This window comes from Phreatobacter stygius (genome assembly GCF_005144885.1).
Classification (GTDB): domain Bacteria; phylum Pseudomonadota; class Alphaproteobacteria; order Rhizobiales; family Phreatobacteraceae; genus Phreatobacter; species Phreatobacter stygius.
This window is the reverse complement of the sequence record NZ_CP039690.1, coordinates 2,213,397-2,228,222: the sequence shown is the minus strand read 5'-3', so window position 1 is coordinate 2,228,222 and position 14,826 is coordinate 2,213,397. Positions and strand designations below refer to the sequence as shown.

14 protein-coding genes are annotated in these 14,826 nt (G+C 66.3%); 1 reads left to right on the top strand and 13 read right to left on the bottom strand.

What is annotated here, in order from left to right; genetic code table 11:
• Nucleotides 1–154: 154 nt before the first annotated feature.
• The 12 genes from E8M01_RS10155 to E8M01_RS10100 form a co-directional block, all read right to left on the bottom strand.
• The gene (locus E8M01_RS10155) at nt 155–502 is read right to left on the bottom strand and encodes a cupin domain-containing protein (RefSeq protein WP_136960014.1); all 348 of its coding nucleotides are present in this window, start codon (nt 500–502) and stop codon (nt 155–157) included.
• 4 nt (nt 503–506) lie between these two features.
• The gene (locus E8M01_RS10150; protein WP_136960013.1) at nt 507–1,535 is read right to left on the bottom strand and encodes a quinone oxidoreductase family protein; all 1,029 of its coding nucleotides are present in this window, start codon (nt 1,533–1,535) and stop codon (nt 507–509) included.
• Between the two features lie 13 nt (nt 1,536–1,548).
• Nucleotides 1,549–2,436, bottom strand: coding sequence for a beta-keto acid cleavage family enzyme (locus tag E8M01_RS10145; protein ID WP_136964546.1), 888 nt, complete (start codon nt 2,434–2,436; stop codon nt 1,549–1,551).
• A 34-nt stretch (nt 2,437–2,470) separates the two neighbouring features.
• On the bottom strand, nt 2,471–3,223 hold the full coding sequence (locus E8M01_RS10140; RefSeq protein WP_136960012.1) for an SDR family NAD(P)-dependent oxidoreductase: 753 nt from the start codon (nt 3,221–3,223) through the stop codon (nt 2,471–2,473).
• A 7-nt stretch (nt 3,224–3,230) separates the two neighbouring features.
• The gene (locus E8M01_RS10135) at nt 3,231–4,091 is read right to left on the bottom strand and encodes a dioxygenase family protein (RefSeq protein WP_136960011.1); all 861 of its coding nucleotides are present in this window, start codon (nt 4,089–4,091) and stop codon (nt 3,231–3,233) included.
• Nucleotides 4,092–4,217: 126 nt separating this feature from the next.
• Complete coding sequence (locus E8M01_RS10130) at nt 4,218–5,579, bottom strand: amidohydrolase family protein (RefSeq protein WP_136960010.1); 1,362 nt, start codon at nt 5,577–5,579, stop codon at nt 4,218–4,220.
• 5 nt (nt 5,580–5,584) lie between these two features.
• Nucleotides 5,585–6,961 carry an amidohydrolase family protein gene (locus tag E8M01_RS10125; RefSeq protein ID WP_136960009.1) on the bottom strand — a complete coding sequence of 459 codons (1,377 nt, stop codon included), beginning with the start codon at nt 6,959–6,961 and terminating at the stop codon, nt 5,585–5,587.
• A gap of 11 nt (nt 6,962–6,972) precedes the next feature.
• On the bottom strand, nt 6,973–8,346 hold the full coding sequence (locus E8M01_RS10120) for an amidohydrolase family protein (protein ID WP_136960008.1): 1,374 nt from the start codon (nt 8,344–8,346) through the stop codon (nt 6,973–6,975).
• Nucleotides 8,347–8,386: 40 nt separating this feature from the next.
• Complete coding sequence (locus tag E8M01_RS10115) at nt 8,387–9,223, bottom strand: ABC transporter permease (RefSeq protein WP_136960007.1); 837 nt, start codon at nt 9,221–9,223, stop codon at nt 8,387–8,389.
• Nucleotides 9,224–9,234: 11 nt separating this feature from the next.
• The gene (locus tag E8M01_RS10110) at nt 9,235–10,035 is read right to left on the bottom strand and encodes an ABC transporter ATP-binding protein (protein ID WP_136960006.1); all 801 of its coding nucleotides are present in this window, start codon (nt 10,033–10,035) and stop codon (nt 9,235–9,237) included.
• A gap of 52 nt (nt 10,036–10,087) precedes the next feature.
• Nucleotides 10,088–11,146 (bottom strand): ABC transporter substrate-binding protein, encoded by a 1,059-nt coding sequence (locus E8M01_RS10105; RefSeq protein ID WP_136960005.1) that lies wholly within the window; start codon nt 11,144–11,146, stop codon nt 10,088–10,090.
• Between the two features lie 165 nt (nt 11,147–11,311).
• The gene (locus tag E8M01_RS10100; RefSeq protein WP_246088669.1) at nt 11,312–12,355 is read right to left on the bottom strand and encodes a LacI family DNA-binding transcriptional regulator; all 1,044 of its coding nucleotides are present in this window, start codon (nt 12,353–12,355) and stop codon (nt 11,312–11,314) included.
• A gap of 281 nt (nt 12,356–12,636) precedes the next feature.
• Between E8M01_RS10100 and E8M01_RS10095 the strand changes: the two genes are divergently transcribed.
• Nucleotides 12,637–13,221, top strand: coding sequence for a hypothetical protein (locus tag E8M01_RS10095; RefSeq protein WP_136960003.1), 585 nt, complete (start codon nt 12,637–12,639; stop codon nt 13,219–13,221).
• 54 nt (nt 13,222–13,275) lie between these two features.
• Here the strand turns inward: E8M01_RS10095 and E8M01_RS10090 are convergent, their stop codons facing one another.
• Nucleotides 13,276–14,613: an MFS transporter gene (locus tag E8M01_RS10090; RefSeq protein WP_136960002.1), complete on the bottom strand. Its 1,338-nt coding sequence runs from the start codon at nt 14,611–14,613 to the stop codon at nt 13,276–13,278.
• Between the last annotated feature and the right edge of the window lie 213 nt (nt 14,614–14,826).

The window sequence follows — 14,826 nt, the reverse complement described above, 5'->3', positions numbered from 1 at the left end:
GGGGCCAGCTGTGCCGAACAGAGCTAGGCCAAGGGCTTGCCTGCGGTCGAGACGAGACATGGGGAATTCCTCCGGATCCTATGGTCTGCCATGGAACGCTCTTTCGGCGGTTTTCTTTTCTTGGTGCGGCTTTGGCTCATGGCGCTGCCTTTGCTCAGGGTTGGGGCTTGGGCAGCGGCATGGCCAGCAGCACGACGACCGTTCGATTGGTCGGGTTCTTGAGCGCACGTTTTTCGTGCGGCGCGATGCGGCAGCTGTCCCAGACACCGAGCCTGACCGAACCGCTTTCGGTCTCGACCGTCAGGTCGCCTTCCAGGACGACATAGAACTTCTCGTCCGGCGAACTCGACAGGTCGATGCTGCCGCCGGGCAGGATCTGCGACACGCCGAGCCACATCATGTCGGCGGGACCGGCCTCGCGGCCCTGCATGCGCAGCATGTGCATGCCGTGGTGGCCGGGGGCGTCGTAAGGCTTCAGATCGGCGAAGCGGTTGACATGCATGGCTTCACCCGTTGGGCAGGAAGATGACACGATCGCGCGACGCGCTGAGCACCGCGACATAGGCTTCGCGCGCCCGGTCGAGCGGATAGATCGCCCGATCCTCGATCGGAAAAGGCTTCAGTGCACCGGCCGCGAAACCCGGCACCAGGTCGCGCAGCACGTCGGCAGTCGCGATCGAGGAGAGCGCCAGCGTGTCGATGCCGACATAGGTGTGCCGGCCCCGATAGAAGGCGAAGATGTCGAACGGCACGGTCTGCTTCAGGGCGGCGATGAAGATCTGCCGGCCGAGCACGCTGAGCGACCGGGTACCGGCCTCGTAATAGGGTTCGCCGACCGTGTTATAGACGATGTCGCAGCCCTTGCCGCCGGTCAGGTCCTTGACCCGGGCGACCACGTCTTCGCTTGCCGAATTGATCACCGTGACCGGCGCGCTGGCATGACCGGCATAGTCCTCGGGCCGGCGCACCACGCCAATGACCTTGGCGCCCTGCCAGGTGGCGATCTGGGCCGCGGCCTGGCCGACCTTGCCGTTCAAGCCGAGGATCAGCACGGTCTCACCCGGTTTCGGCATGCCGGCGCGGCGAAAACCTTCCTGGGCGGTGACAAAGGGCACGCCGATGCCTGCGGCCTCGGCGAGCGTGATGCCGGCCGGCTTGTCGACCAGCGCCGCCGCCTCCACCATGAGATGCGAGGCATGGGTGCCGTCGCGGCGGATGCCGAGATCGCCGGACGAACCGAAGACCTCCTTGCCGACCAGGTCAGCCGGTCCGTCGATCACCACGCCGGCGAAGTCGCGGCCGGGCGTGCGCGGGAAGATCGCATAAGGCATCATGCCGATCGCCGCCTTGGCGTCGGACGGGTTGACCGCCGCGGCGCGGATTTCGACCAGCACATCACCGTCGCGCGGGCGCGCAGACGGCAGTGTCTCGATCGTCGGCGCGACGGCTTCGACGCTGTCGGCCTTGGCGTTCAGCCGGAGGCTTCGCATGGCGATCGCGCCCGCCTTGCCGCCGATCTCGGTTCTCGCGTGCATGGCGTGCTCCGGATCAGGCCGCGCGCGACGGCAGGTGCAGGATGTCGCGGGCTTCGTCGGGATTGGCGATCTGCACGCCGAGCTCCTCGATGATGCGTCGGGCCTTGTCGACCATGGCGGCGTTGGAGGGCGCGAGCGTGCCGCGGTCGAGATAGACCGCGTCCTCGAGCCCGGTGCGGGCGTGGCCGCCGGCAAGCACCGACTGCGCCACCATCGGAAAGCTCGATCGGCCGGTGCCGATCACCGTGAACTCGGTGTCGGCAGGCAAGAGATCGCGGGCATAGATCACCGTCTCGGGCCCGGGTTGGAAGCCATATTTCACGCCGAGCACGAAGGAGGCGATGCACGGCCCCGAAATCGAGCCGTCCTTCAGGAGATCGTGCATCAGGGCGATATCGCCGGAATCGAACAGTTCGATCTCCGGTTTGACGCCGGCCGCTCGGATGACCTTGGCCATGCGCCGGACATTGCCGGGCGTGTTGATGACCACCTGGCCGCCGGAATTCATCGTGTTGAGGTCGAGCGTGCAAATGTCGGGCTTCAACGCGGCGATATGTTCGACGCGCTTTTCCGGGGCGAGCAGCGTGGTGCCGGGCGCGGCGACCTTCGGATCGTCCTCGGAGGGCACGAAGCGGCCCCCGGGACCGGTGGTGATGTTGAGGATCAGTTTCTGGTTCCGCGCGCGGATCCGGGCCACCACGTCCTGGTAATATTCGAGCGCCATGGACGGCTTGCCGGTGCCCGGCTCGCGGACATGGATATGGGTGACGGCGGCACCGGCTTCGGCTGCGCCGAGGCAGGCATCGGCGATCTCCTCCGGCGTGATCGGAAGATGCGGCGTCTGATCGGGCGTGGTCAGATTGCCCGTCACAGCGCAGGTGATGACGACCTTGTTCCGCATCGGGCGCATGAGTTTGTCCTTGAACGTGAGAAGCTCAGAGTGCCCGGCCGCCGTCGACGATGATCAGCGAACCGGTCGAATAGGTGAGATGGGTGGCGCAGGCGACAATGGCGCGGCCGACATCGTCGGGGGTCGCGACCCGTTTCAGCGGGATGGTCGGGGCGATCTTGGCAAGCTGTTCGGCACCGCGGCCAGGAACGAAATCGGTGTCGACCACGCCGGGTGAGACGCTCATCACGCGGATTTCCGGCGCCAGCGCCCGGGCCAGCGACTTGGTCAGCGTGTCCATGCCGGCCTTGACCGCCGCGTAAGCGAGGTTGGAACCGACGCCGTTCAAGGCGGCGATCGACGAGACATTGACGATCAGGCCGCCGCCGCCCGCCTCGAGCAGGCGACGAAAGGCACGGATCGCGGCGAACTGGCCGCGCCAGTTGACCTGGAACATCCGGTCGATGAAGGCGTCGTCCAGGGCATCCAGATCGCCCGCCGGCACCGGCTTGGTGAAGCCGGCCGAGTTGACCAGGATATCGGCGCGGCCGAGCCGTTCCTCGACATGGGCGGCGAGCGCGGTCAGCGAGGCGGTATCCTCAACCGTTGCGGCAGCGGCGAGATGGCCGGCGCCCGGCAGGCTTGCGACGATCACGTCGGCGGCGGCCTTGTCGGAGCGGTAGACGACCACCACCGTCGCGCCTTCGGCGGCAAATTGGTAAGCGGTGGCGGCGCCGATGCCGCCGGACCCGCCGAGCACGACGGCGACCTTGTCCTTCAGGGCAGTTCCCAGGGTCATGACATCCTCACTTGATCGGAGGAACCGGCAGAACCGCTTCGCCGGGCTCCATCACGAAACTATAGCGGAGGGTGTAGCCATTGCCGCCCTTTTCAATGCCGCCGACCAGCGCCTTGGTCACGCCGAACACCACATCGGTCTCCAGATATTGGTCACCCTCGACGAAGATCTGGGTGATCAGCGTCTTGAAGCCCGGTTTGTAGATCAGGAAATGAATGTGCGCCGGCCGGAACGGATGGCGGTTCTGGGCGGCCAGCAGCTTGCCGACCACACCATGGGTCGGCACCGGATAACCGGCGGGCTTGACCGAGCGGAACGAGAAGGCGCCATCCGCGTCAGTGGTGAACTTGCCGCGCAGGTTCATGTCGGCCTGGGTCTCGTCCTGGTTCTCGTACATGCCGACCGGCGAGGCCTGCCAGACGTCGACCTCGGCGCCGGCGATCGGATTGCCGGCGGCGTCGCGAACCAGGCAGGCGGCGACAAGCTCCTCGCCCGGCGTCTCCGAGCGGATGATCGAGCCGCCGTTCTCCATGTGCGGCGAGTTCATCCGCCAGAACGGCCCGAGCAGGGCGGCGGCGGCCTCGGTATTGCCGGCATTGCCATTGTTGAGCAGACAGACGAGCGTCGAAAAGCCGATCGCGTCGGATGCCAGCACGGCTTCGTTGTGGGTATCGTTGGTCAACTGGCCAAGGCCGACGACGAATTCGATGGCCTTTTCCCATTCCGGCTCGGTCAGCCTGACCTCGCGGGCGAAGGCATGCAGGTGCTTGACCAGCGCGGCCATGATCTCGGCAAGCCGAGGGTCGCTCGTCTTGGCCATTGCCGCGAGAACGGCGTCGGTCACCTGTTCCTGGCGTTCAATGATCATCGTTTCACTCCCTGAACTCTCCCTATTGCAATCGTTTGCAATCGTCAAGATCCGCCATTCCCCGGAAGGTCGCGCCGGCGCTGACCGCGATTCGACCGGAGGCGGGACGACGGCCCGGATCCGAGCCTAGACAAAGGCGTGGCGGTAGCCTGCTTCCGCCATCAGACGACCGGCGGATGCGACCAGCTGCTCGCCGAGCGCCTGGCGCCTGGCCTGGTCGAAGATGAGGCGGCCGCGCTGCTTGCGGACGATGCCATCGACGATGACCGTGTCGACATTGCCGGAATGAGCCTGCTCGACGATCGAGAAGACCGGGTCATGGACGGGAAAGAGATTGAGGTCGCCGGCGCGCAACATGACCAGATCGGCCTTGTGGCCGGGCTTGAGCGAACCGATTCTGTCGGCCATGCCGAGCGCCTGGGCGCCGCCGACGGTCGCCCAGCGGAGCGCCTCGCGCGAGCCGATCATCGCCGGGCCTTGCCCGGCCGCGGCCCGCGCGCGAATGAGCCGGTTGCGCGCGAACAGCAGCGCCATCTGCATTTCGCGCCACATGTCGCCCGACACCATGGGTTCGACATCAATGCCGATCGAGGGCAGGCCGCCATGGTCGAGCACCGTCGTCAGGGCCGAGCCGTGCGGGTAGTCGTGCAGCTCGTTCATGTTGGTCGAGGTGATCGAGCAGCCGGCATCCAGGAGCCGGCCGACCTCGTCATGCGTCAACAGGTTGCAATGGACCAGATTGTGATCGGGACCGAGCAGGCCCATGGCCGCCAGCCGGTCGTAGCCATCAGGCACGGCAGCGTCGCGATGGGCCTTGGTGACATGGGACGAGGCGATCAGCCCGAGGTCGCGGGCAAGCCTGACATTGGCGAGCGAAGCCTCCCAATCGGCCCAGTGCGGTCCGGCAATGCCGAGCGCCAGGGTTATCCGGCCATCGTGGGCGAAACGGCTCCTCTGCAGCGCCTGGACCCGGTCGCGCGGATGCAGCCGGCGCTGGGGCAGCTTGCCGGGTGCCGCCGGCTCGCGCAGGCCATCGCCATGCACGAAGACGGCGCGGATGCCGGAATCGGTCAGGCCGTCGACCGAACGCTCGGCCTGCTCCAGCGAGCGGATGTTATGGCAATAGTCGAACAGCGTGGTGACGCCGCAATCGAGCTGGTTCAGCGCGCCGAACAGCGTGCCGAGGTAATTGTCCTCCGGGCCGAACCGTGTGGCGATGTCACCGTAGAAGTGACGGAAATAGTCGGGCGCCAGCCATTCCGAGCCGATCGCGCGCAAGCCTGCCTGGAAGGTATGCAGGTGCATGTTGATCAGCCCGGGCAAGACGATCATGTCCGAGGCGTCGATGGTGGCGTCGACGGTCGCGCCGAGATCGTGGCCGATCGCTTCGATGCGGTCGCCGTCGAGCAGCATCTCGGCCCGGCGGAGATCGCCGAGCGCGTGATCCATGGTGACCAGCCAGCCGCAACGGACGAGCGTTCGGGCCATGACGGTCAGCGTCCGAACGGAACGTAGCCGGCTTCGCCCATGATCCGCTCGACCGAGCTTGCAAGCTCGGTCATGCGCTGGCGGCGCACGGCTTCGGAGAAGGTCAGCTTGCCGCCGCGCTTCTGGACGATACCGTCGATGAAGACGGTATCGACATTGCCGGCATTGGCCTGTTCGACGATCGACAGGATCGGATCATGGACCGGGAAGAGGTTCAGGTCGGTGCCGCGCAGCAGCACGATGTCGGCCTTCTTTTTCGGGGTCAGCGTGCCGATCTGGCTGCCGAGACCTAAAGCCTCGGCGCCGCCGATGGTGGCCCAGGCGAGCGCCTCGCGTGACCGGATCGGCACCACCTGGAACGGCGGCTTCTTGTCACGGGCATTCTCGCGCTGGCAGACGGAGAGGGCATAGAGCAGGGCGATCTGCATCTCGCGGAACATTTCGCCGGAGACACGCGGCTCGACATCGACACCGAGCGAGGGCATGGCGCCGAGCGCCCTGACCCGGCCGACCAGCGGATCGCCGGCATAACCGCGCAGCTCGGTCTGCACCGTGGCGCAGGCGGTGACGCCGGCATCGACCAGGCGCTTCAATTCCTCGTCGCCGAGATAATTGCCGTGAACGACGGTGTGGTCGTGGCCGATCAGGCCTTCGTCGAGGAGCGGGAAATAGCCGCGCGGATCGACCGCCAGTTCGGGGCGCTTGGTGGCATGGGTCGACGAGCGCAGGCCGAGCTCGCGGGCGAGCCGGAGATTGATCCGGGTCGGCTCCATCTCGGCCCAGTGCGGGCCTGCGACACCCAGCGCCATGGTGACCCGGCGGTCGTCGCTGGCAAGCCGGCCCTTGCGGAATTTCTCGACCCGTTCGCGCGGATTGATCCGCTTCTCGAACGGTTCGATCGCCTCGCGTTCGGGCGGCAGCTTGCCGGCGCCGAGGGTGAACACGGCGCGGATGCCGGAATCCTCCAGCGCATCGACCGAACGTTCGGCCTGGGCGGTCGAGGTGATGTTGTGGCAATAGTCGTTGAGCGTGGTGACGCCGCCGTCGATCTGGTTCAGCGCGCCGATCAGGTTGCCGAGGTAATTGTCCTCCGGACCGTAACGCGTGGCCATGCCGCCATGCAGATATTTGAAATATTCGCCATGCGCCCATTCGCAGCCAATGGCGCGCAAGCCGGTCTGCCAGGTGTGCAGATGGGCGTTCACCATGCCCGGCATGGCGATCATGTCGGAAGCGTCGACCACCTCGTCGGCGACCGCCTGGAGGTCGCGGCCGACGGCGGCAATGCGGTCATTGTCGATCAGGATCTCGCCCTGGCGCAGGTCGCCGATGGCCGGATCCATCGAGACGATCCAGCCGCATTTGATCAGTGTCTTGGTCATGGTGAATGCTCTCAGGCCGCTTTCATGGTGAACGACCCGTCGCGCATGACACGCTCGACGGAGGCCACCAGCTCGACCTTGCGCTTGGCGAGCACGTCGTCCGGGAAGACCCGGCGCCCGGCCTGTTTGCGGATGACGCCGTCGATCATGACGGTGTCGACATTGCCGGCGCTGGCCTGTTCGACGATCGACAGCAAGGGATCGTGGACCGGGAACAGGTTCAGGTCATTGGCGCGCAGCATGACGATGTCGGCCTTCTTGCCGGGGGTCAGCGAGCCGATCTGGTCTTCCAGGCCGATCGCCCGGGCATTGCCTATGGTCGCCCAGGCCAGGGCCTCGCGCGACTTGATCGGGATGGTCTTGAACGGCGGCTTGCCGGCCGCGGCATTGTCGCGCAGCGACGCCCAGCGGGCGTGCAGCAGCGCCGCCTGCATCTCGCGGAACATCTCGCCTGTCACGATCGGTTCGACATCGATGCCGATCGAGGGCATGCCGCCGAAATTGCGCACGCGAAGCGTGACCGGCTCGGCGGCATGGCCGTGCAGTTCGACCAGCACGGTGCCGGTCACCGAGGCGCCGGCCTCGACCAGGGCCTTCAGCTCGTCATCCTCGATATAATTGCCGTGGACCAGATTGTGATCCGGGCCGATCAGGCCGGCCTCGACCAGCCTCTTGTAGCCGCCCGGCGCGACCTGGTCGGGGATCTTGCGGGTGGCGTGCGAGCTCGACAGCAGGTTCAGTTCGCGGGCAAGCCTGAGGTCCTGCTCGGCCACCTCGTAAGTGCCCCAATGCGGCCCGAGGACCGCCATGGCGAGCGTCACCAGCCGGTCGTCGGAGGCGAAGCGGCCGTTGCGCAGGGCTTCGATCCGGTCGCGCGGATGCGGCACGTGGGTATAGGGCAGCTCGCCCGGTTTGGTCGGCGGCTTGGCCGTGCCATGGGCGAAGACCGCGCGAATGCCCGATTCCTCGAGACCGTCGACCGAACGCTCGGCATGGTGCAGCGAGGTCAGGTTGTGGCACCAGTCGAGAATGGTGGTGGTGCCACTATCGATCTTGCTGAGCGCGCCGATCAGGTTGCCAATGTAGTTGTCGTCGGGACCGTAGCGGGTCGCCAGATTGGCGTGGATATTGGCGTGGTAGTCGGGGCCGAGCCATTCCGAGCCGATGGCGCGAAGCCCGGTCTGCCAGGTGTGGACATGGGCATCGATCAGCCCGGGCATGACGATCTTGTCGCGGGCATCGATGACCTCGTCGGCCTCGGCCTCGATGCCCTTGCCGGCGGCAAGGATGCGGCTGCCCTCGACCAGCACGCGGGCATTGCGATGATCGCCGATGGCCTCGTCCATGGTGACCAGCCAGCCACACTCGATCAGCGTCCGTTTCATGACGTTTCTCCAGAGGCCGTTGTCCGGCCCAATCTTGATATCAGCGGGTGCGCCAGCGGTTGATCTTGCCGTCGAGATGCTGCTGGCCCTTGGTCAGCAGGATGCCGAGCACGGCGAGCAGCAGCAGGATGGCGAAGACCTGGCCGGTCTCGAGGATCTGGCCGGCAAGCTGCAGCTTGGCGCCGAGGCCGTAGCGGGCGGTCTGCATTTCCGCGGCGACCACCAGGATGATGGAGATGCCGAGCGCCAGGCGCAGGCCGCCGAAGATCGCCGGCACGGCCGCCGGCAACACCACCTTGCGCTGGATCTGCACGGCGCTGGCGCCGAGGTCGCGGGCCGCCAGGATCAGGCCTTCGTCGCATTGGCGCACGCCGATGATGGTGTTGACCAGGATCGGGAAGATGCAACCGAGCGCCGAGAGCGCGATCTGGAAGGCATTGCCGCTGCCGAGCCAGATGACCAGCAGCGGCACCAGGGCGATCTTCGGCACGGGATAGAGGGCTGCGACGAAGATGTCGCAGATGGCATAGATGCGCCGCGACATGCCCATCAAGAGGCCAAGGCCGACACCGACCACGGCGGCCAGGAAGAAGCCGGCGAAGATGCGGTAGAGCGTCAGCACGAGGTCGTAAGCGAGCCCCTTGGTGGCAAACAGCTCGTAGAGCGTGACGATGACCAGCGACGGCCTCGGCAGGAAAATCTCCGGCACGTCGAACAGGGGGATCGAGACTTCCCAGAACACCAGGAACAGCGCCATCGCCACCGGGCCGTAGAACCAGGTGTCGTCGCGCAGCCTTTCATCCTTGAAATCGGGCGCGGGTTTGGTCTCGACGATGGCTTTGGGATCGGCCAGCGCCGAGCGGTTGATATCCGACATCGTGGCAGCCCTCAGTTCAACATTGCCTTGCGGACTTCGTCGCGCAGCAGCCCATAGATCTCGGAGAAATATTCGCCGAAGCGTTTGTCGTTCTGGACATCGATGCCGCGCGGCCGCGGCAGGTCGATGTCGAGGCTGCGGGCGACACGGCCCGGGCGCGCGGTCATGACGATCACGTGGTCGGCGAGGAAGATCGCTTCCTCGATCGAGTGGGTGATCAGGATCACCGTCTTGGCGCTCGCCTCGACCAGGGTCGACAGCTGTTCCTGCAGATAGAGCCTGGTCTGGGCATCGAGCGCGCCAAAGGGTTCGTCGAGGAACAGGATATCGGGCGACTGGACGAGGCCGCGGGCGAGCCCGACGCGCTGCTTCATGCCACCGGAGAGCTGGCCCGGATAATGTTTCTCGAAGCCGGCGAGCTCGACCGCCTTGATCGCTTCCGCCGCCTTGGCTTGGCGTTCGGCGAGCGATACGCCGGCCAGTTCGAGGCCGAAGGCGACGTTGTCGATGACCGAACGCCAGGGCAGGAGATTGAACGACTGCCAGACGGTGGCCATGCGCGGGGCATCACCGGCCGTCAGCTGGCCCGAACCGTCGCCGTAGAGGAACCGCACCTTGCCGGCGCTGGCTTCCACCAGGCCGCGCAGGATCAGCAGCAAGGTCGACTTGCCGCAGCCGCTGGGGCCGACGATGGCGGTCACCTTGCCGGCCGGAAAGACGCAGGACACGTCGGTCAGCGCGGTGGTCGGCGGTCGCGTCCGGCTCAGAAACCGGTGCGACAGTCCTTCAATCGAAATCGCCTCGAATTGCATGGTCTGACAAGCGCCTCCCTGCGCTTTGCGTATCGATCCGCCCGAACCGCGATCAGATGAACGGGTTCTTCTCGGTCATCCGCTGCTTGGCTTCCTTGATGGCGCGATCGTCGAACAGCTGATTGTCCGGCACGCTGCGGGCGAGCAGGTCGGTGCGTTCGCGCCAGAATTTCTGCTGCGCGATGATCGAGGCCATGTTCGGCGTGCCGTCGATGGTCATGAAGGTCCAGCGCGGCCGGGTCTCGTCGATCACCTGGGGTGTCAGGCCGGTGCCGTCGGCGAGGATTTTCAGGACCTCCGGATTGCCGCTCTTGGCAGCCTCCATGTAATCGGCATTGCCCTGCATGATCGCCATCGAGAAGCGCACGGCCGCGGAATGCTTTTCGCGCAGGAATTTTTCGCTGGCGACCGAGCAGGCCAGGACAAAGTCCGGCGCCAGCTCGTCGCTCCAGGTGGCGACCTTGCCGATGCCCTGTTTCTGCGCGGCATAGGCGCCGGGCAGCGGCATGTTGATGATGCCGATGCGGTTCTGCTTCATCAGCGGCAGGCTGACATTGGGGCTCATGCCCCAGGACCATTCGAGGTCGTCGGCCTTCATGCCGGCCCGTTCGAGGCCCATGGTGTGCAGATAGTGCGCGACACTGCCACGCGAGGAAATACCGATGGTGGCGCCCTTGGCCTGCTTGTAGCCGTCGGGCCCGCGGAAGCCCTTCTCCCACAATTCGTTCGAGACCATGATCGAGTTCGAGCCCCAGCCGGGCGCTTCGCGCCCACGCTCGAAGAACATGCGCAAGCCGGCGCCCTTGGCCATCAGGTTGAACAGGCCGGCGCTCAAGGTGGCACCGGTGATATCCAGCTCGCCGGCAGCCAGTGCCGGCATGGACAGGCTGCCGTCGACATGGCTCGACGGCACGATCTCGATATTGAGCTTCTTGAAATAGCCCTTGGCCTCGGCGATCAGATAAGGCCCGGCCGAAATATAGGGCGCGAAGCCCATGCGGATGCGCGCCGGCTCCAGGAAGTTCGACTGGGCAAAGACCTGGGGGCTCTGCAGCAGGCTGGCTGCCGCGGCCGATCCGGCCACAAATCGACGTCGAGTCAGGTCAGTCATAGCGCCCCTCCGTTCGCGGTTCTGTCGTCGCTGTTCACCAGGCAACGCCTCTCAGGTGCCCGAATGCGCAACCGCAATCGATTGCAAGCTAGGTCGGGGTGGCTCGCCGAGTCAATCGAAGTTTGCTTGCATCGCGCGGATTGCAGGAATGCGGCTGTCTGGGGCTCAGCCGCGCGGGGCCGCCGTCGAGGCCCGAAAAACCAGATCCGGCGCCAGCACGATGCGCCGGATCGGCAAAGCCGAACCGGTCATCCGCTCGAGCAGAAGACGTGCGGCATCGCGTCCCATGTCGCGCGGGCCAATGCGGATGGTGGTCAGCGGAGGCTCGACCATGTCGACCAGCGGCATGTCGTTATGGCCAACCACCGAGACATCGGCGGGGCAGCGCAGGCCACGTGCGGCAAGCGCCTTGTAGGCGCCGAGCGCCAGCAGGTCGTTGGCCGCGGCAATGGCGGTCAGACCGGGATAGGCCTGCAACAACCTGGCCGTGGCACGCTCGCCCTCGTCGCGGTCGTAGCTTGCCGCCTCGACGATGGCTGCCGGGGGAACGGCGAGGCCATGATCCTGCATGGCCTGCTCGAAGCCGACGCGGCGAAGGTGGCCTGTCGACAAGGTCGACGGGCCGGCGAGATGGCCGATGACGCGATGGCCAAGCTGGTAGAGGTGCTCGACCGCCACCCGCATGCCGGCGACATCGTCCGACACAACGGAAGAGGCGCGATCGGAATCGTCGGCCCGGTTGACCAGCACGACATGGACACCTTCGGCCAGGCAATGTTCCAGCATCGGGTCGTCGCGGCTGACGGTCGCCAGCACCAGGCCGTCGACCCGGCGCGCGATCAATTCGTCGATCAGCGCCATGCGCGGACCAAATTCGGTGCCGGCATCGGCGACGATGGTCGAATAGCCCTCGGCGCCGAGGATTTCGGCAATGCCGGAAATGATCGGCGAGAACACCGGGTTGGTGATGTCGGGGACCAGTACGCCGACCAGGGTCGAGCGGCGGGTGCGCAGGCTCGCCGCGACCGGATTGGGGCGATAGCCCAACTGCCGGGCCGCCGTGGTGATCCTGTCGGCGACGTCGTCGGCGACCAGGTGCCGCTTGGTCGGGTCGAGCGCGCGTGAGACGGTGGACGGGTGGACACCAACCTCATCGGCGAGGCGACGCAGGTTCACCCGGGACCGTGGTTCGATGGGGGAGCTCGTCATGCGCTGCCTCTGCATTCACTTTGCAAGATCGCGCGTTGCCGGTGTGGCGATGACCGCCCGACCGAGGGTTGCACGGGTCAGCAACCGATTGCAAACAACTTCCCCAATTTACCGCATCAATCGGCGCGGCGTGGGAATTCGGTCACATCGGTCGCGACCGGTCACCGACCGCCGGTGAACATTGCCTGTCATCGCATGCCGATCCGGCTATCATGGGGCTATTCGGTCGTGGCTCATCCGGGCCCGTCCCGGTGCTGCGATCCGATTGCGGAGGCTCGGCCATGCCAGTGCGCTCATGCATGATGCGGATTGCCGGGCCGCTGATGGCCGCGACAGCGGTGGTCACGACGGTTCCGGGCGCAGCTCAGCAGCCGACGGCTGAGGCGCTCAGGGCCTGGGGCCAGATCGAGCAGGTCCTGACCTCGCCCCGCTGCATCAATTGCCATCCGGTGTCGGACCGGCCGGCACAGACCGACGACCGCCATGTCCACCGCATGAACATCGTGCGCGGCCCGGCCGATCACGGCGCGCCCGGCCTGCATTGTTCGGCCTGCCATCAGCAACGCAACAATAACGCGAGCGGCGTGCCGGGGGCGCCGCACTGGAAGCTCGCGCCGCGTTCGATGGGCTGGGTCGGACTGACCTCGGGCGCGCTCTGCCGCAGCGTGAAGGATCCCCGGGCCAATGGCGGACGATCGGTCGCCGACCTGGTGCGTCACATGACCTCCGACGCACTGGTGCTCTGGGCCTGGCAGCCCGGGCGCAACGGCCGCGGCGAGGAGCGTCGCCCGCCGCCGGTTTCGGTCGAGGCGCTCGGCCAGGCGCTCGCCGTCTGGGCGGCGGCGAACGCGCCCTGTCCGGACTGAGCGGCGGGAGACGCCCCCCGCCGATCCGTCGTGCCGGCATAGGCGCGATGCCGCTCAGGCGAGGTTGGTGACCGCCTCCAGGCCCTTGCGCTCCGGCTCGATGCCAAGCGTTGCGACCACCACGATCATGATCGCCAGCGCCGCGCCCATCAGGGTCAGCACGCCGGTGACGCCATAGGCCAGGAACAACGGGCCGACGACCAGCGGCACGATGATGCTGGCGCTGCGGCCGGCGGTGTTGCAGATGCCGACGGCGCGCAGCCTCAACTCGGTCGGGAACAGTTCGGGAATATAGATGCCGAACAGCAGCGCGACGAGAATGTAGATCGGCACGGTGAGCAGGAAGCCAAGCGCTGCCACCAGCAGCGGATCGGAGGCCAGCGGAAACAGCGCGGCGAGAATGATGGCGAGGGCCGCCGCTCCGATGATCGTCTTCTTGCGGCCGATCGGGTCGGCGGCAAAGGCCCCGATGGTCGAGCCGATGGGGCCGCCGAGGGCCATCAGCAGCGAGAAGCCGAAGCTGCGCGTGACGTCCTGGCCCTGGCTGATGAAAAAGGTCGGCAGCCAGGAAATGAAACCGTAGATCAGCGTGTTGACGACGATCAGCGAGACGCAGCCGACGACCATGCGGGCGAGGAAGGGTGACCGGGCCAGGGCGCTCAGGTCGCGCGCGCCGGCGAGCGGCGCAGGCGTCGGCTGGGGCGGCGGCAAGGGCTGGCCGTTCGATGCCTGCCGTTCGATGTCGGCGATGATCGCTTCGGCCTCCGCCTGGCGTCCGACCGATTCGAGCCAGCGCGGCGATTCCGGCAGGCCGTTGCGCAGCGCCCAGGCGATCAGCGCGCCGCAGCCGCCGATGATGAACATGACGCGCCAGCCATAAGACGGGATCAGCAGCCAGGCCATCAGCGCGGAGGCCGGCAAGCCGGCGGTGACGATGGTCGCGATCATGCCGGACCAGCGGCCGCGCACGCTCGGCGGCACGAATTCGGTGATCACCGAATAGCCGACGACGACCTCGGCGCCGAGGCCAAGGCCCATCAGGAAACGCAGGCCGATCAGCGTCTCCATGTTGGGGGCGAAGGCCGACAGGATCGCCGCCACCCCGAACACAACCAGATTCCATTGATAGGTGCGCTTGCGGCCATAACGGTCGCCGAGGAAACCGGCGAGGAAAGCGCCGAGCATCATGCCGACGAAGGTCGCCGAGATGAACAGACCATTCTGGGCGATCGTCGAGAAATTGCTCCGCAATGTCGAGCCGAGAACGCTGGCGGCCAGATAGATGTCGAATCCCTCGAAGAACATGCCGATGGCGACGAGGGTGAATATCTTGCGATGGACATTGGATACCGGCAGGCGGTCGAGCCGCGCTCCGACACTGATCGTGGACATGCTGTTCCCCATGGTTGGATGCATCATTGGCTGCGTCGCTTGGCGCGATCATTGGCACGCCGGCCGGCCGTCGGATCGGGCTTGCCGGGCATCTCGGTGGTCTTGGCCGCTGGTTCGGCAAAGTTATTTGTGCAATCGATTGCACAATTTCAAAACTTGTCAAGCGGCGTGATCGCTGCGTTCCGGCGGGGCACGGCCGGGCGGTGGCGAGAA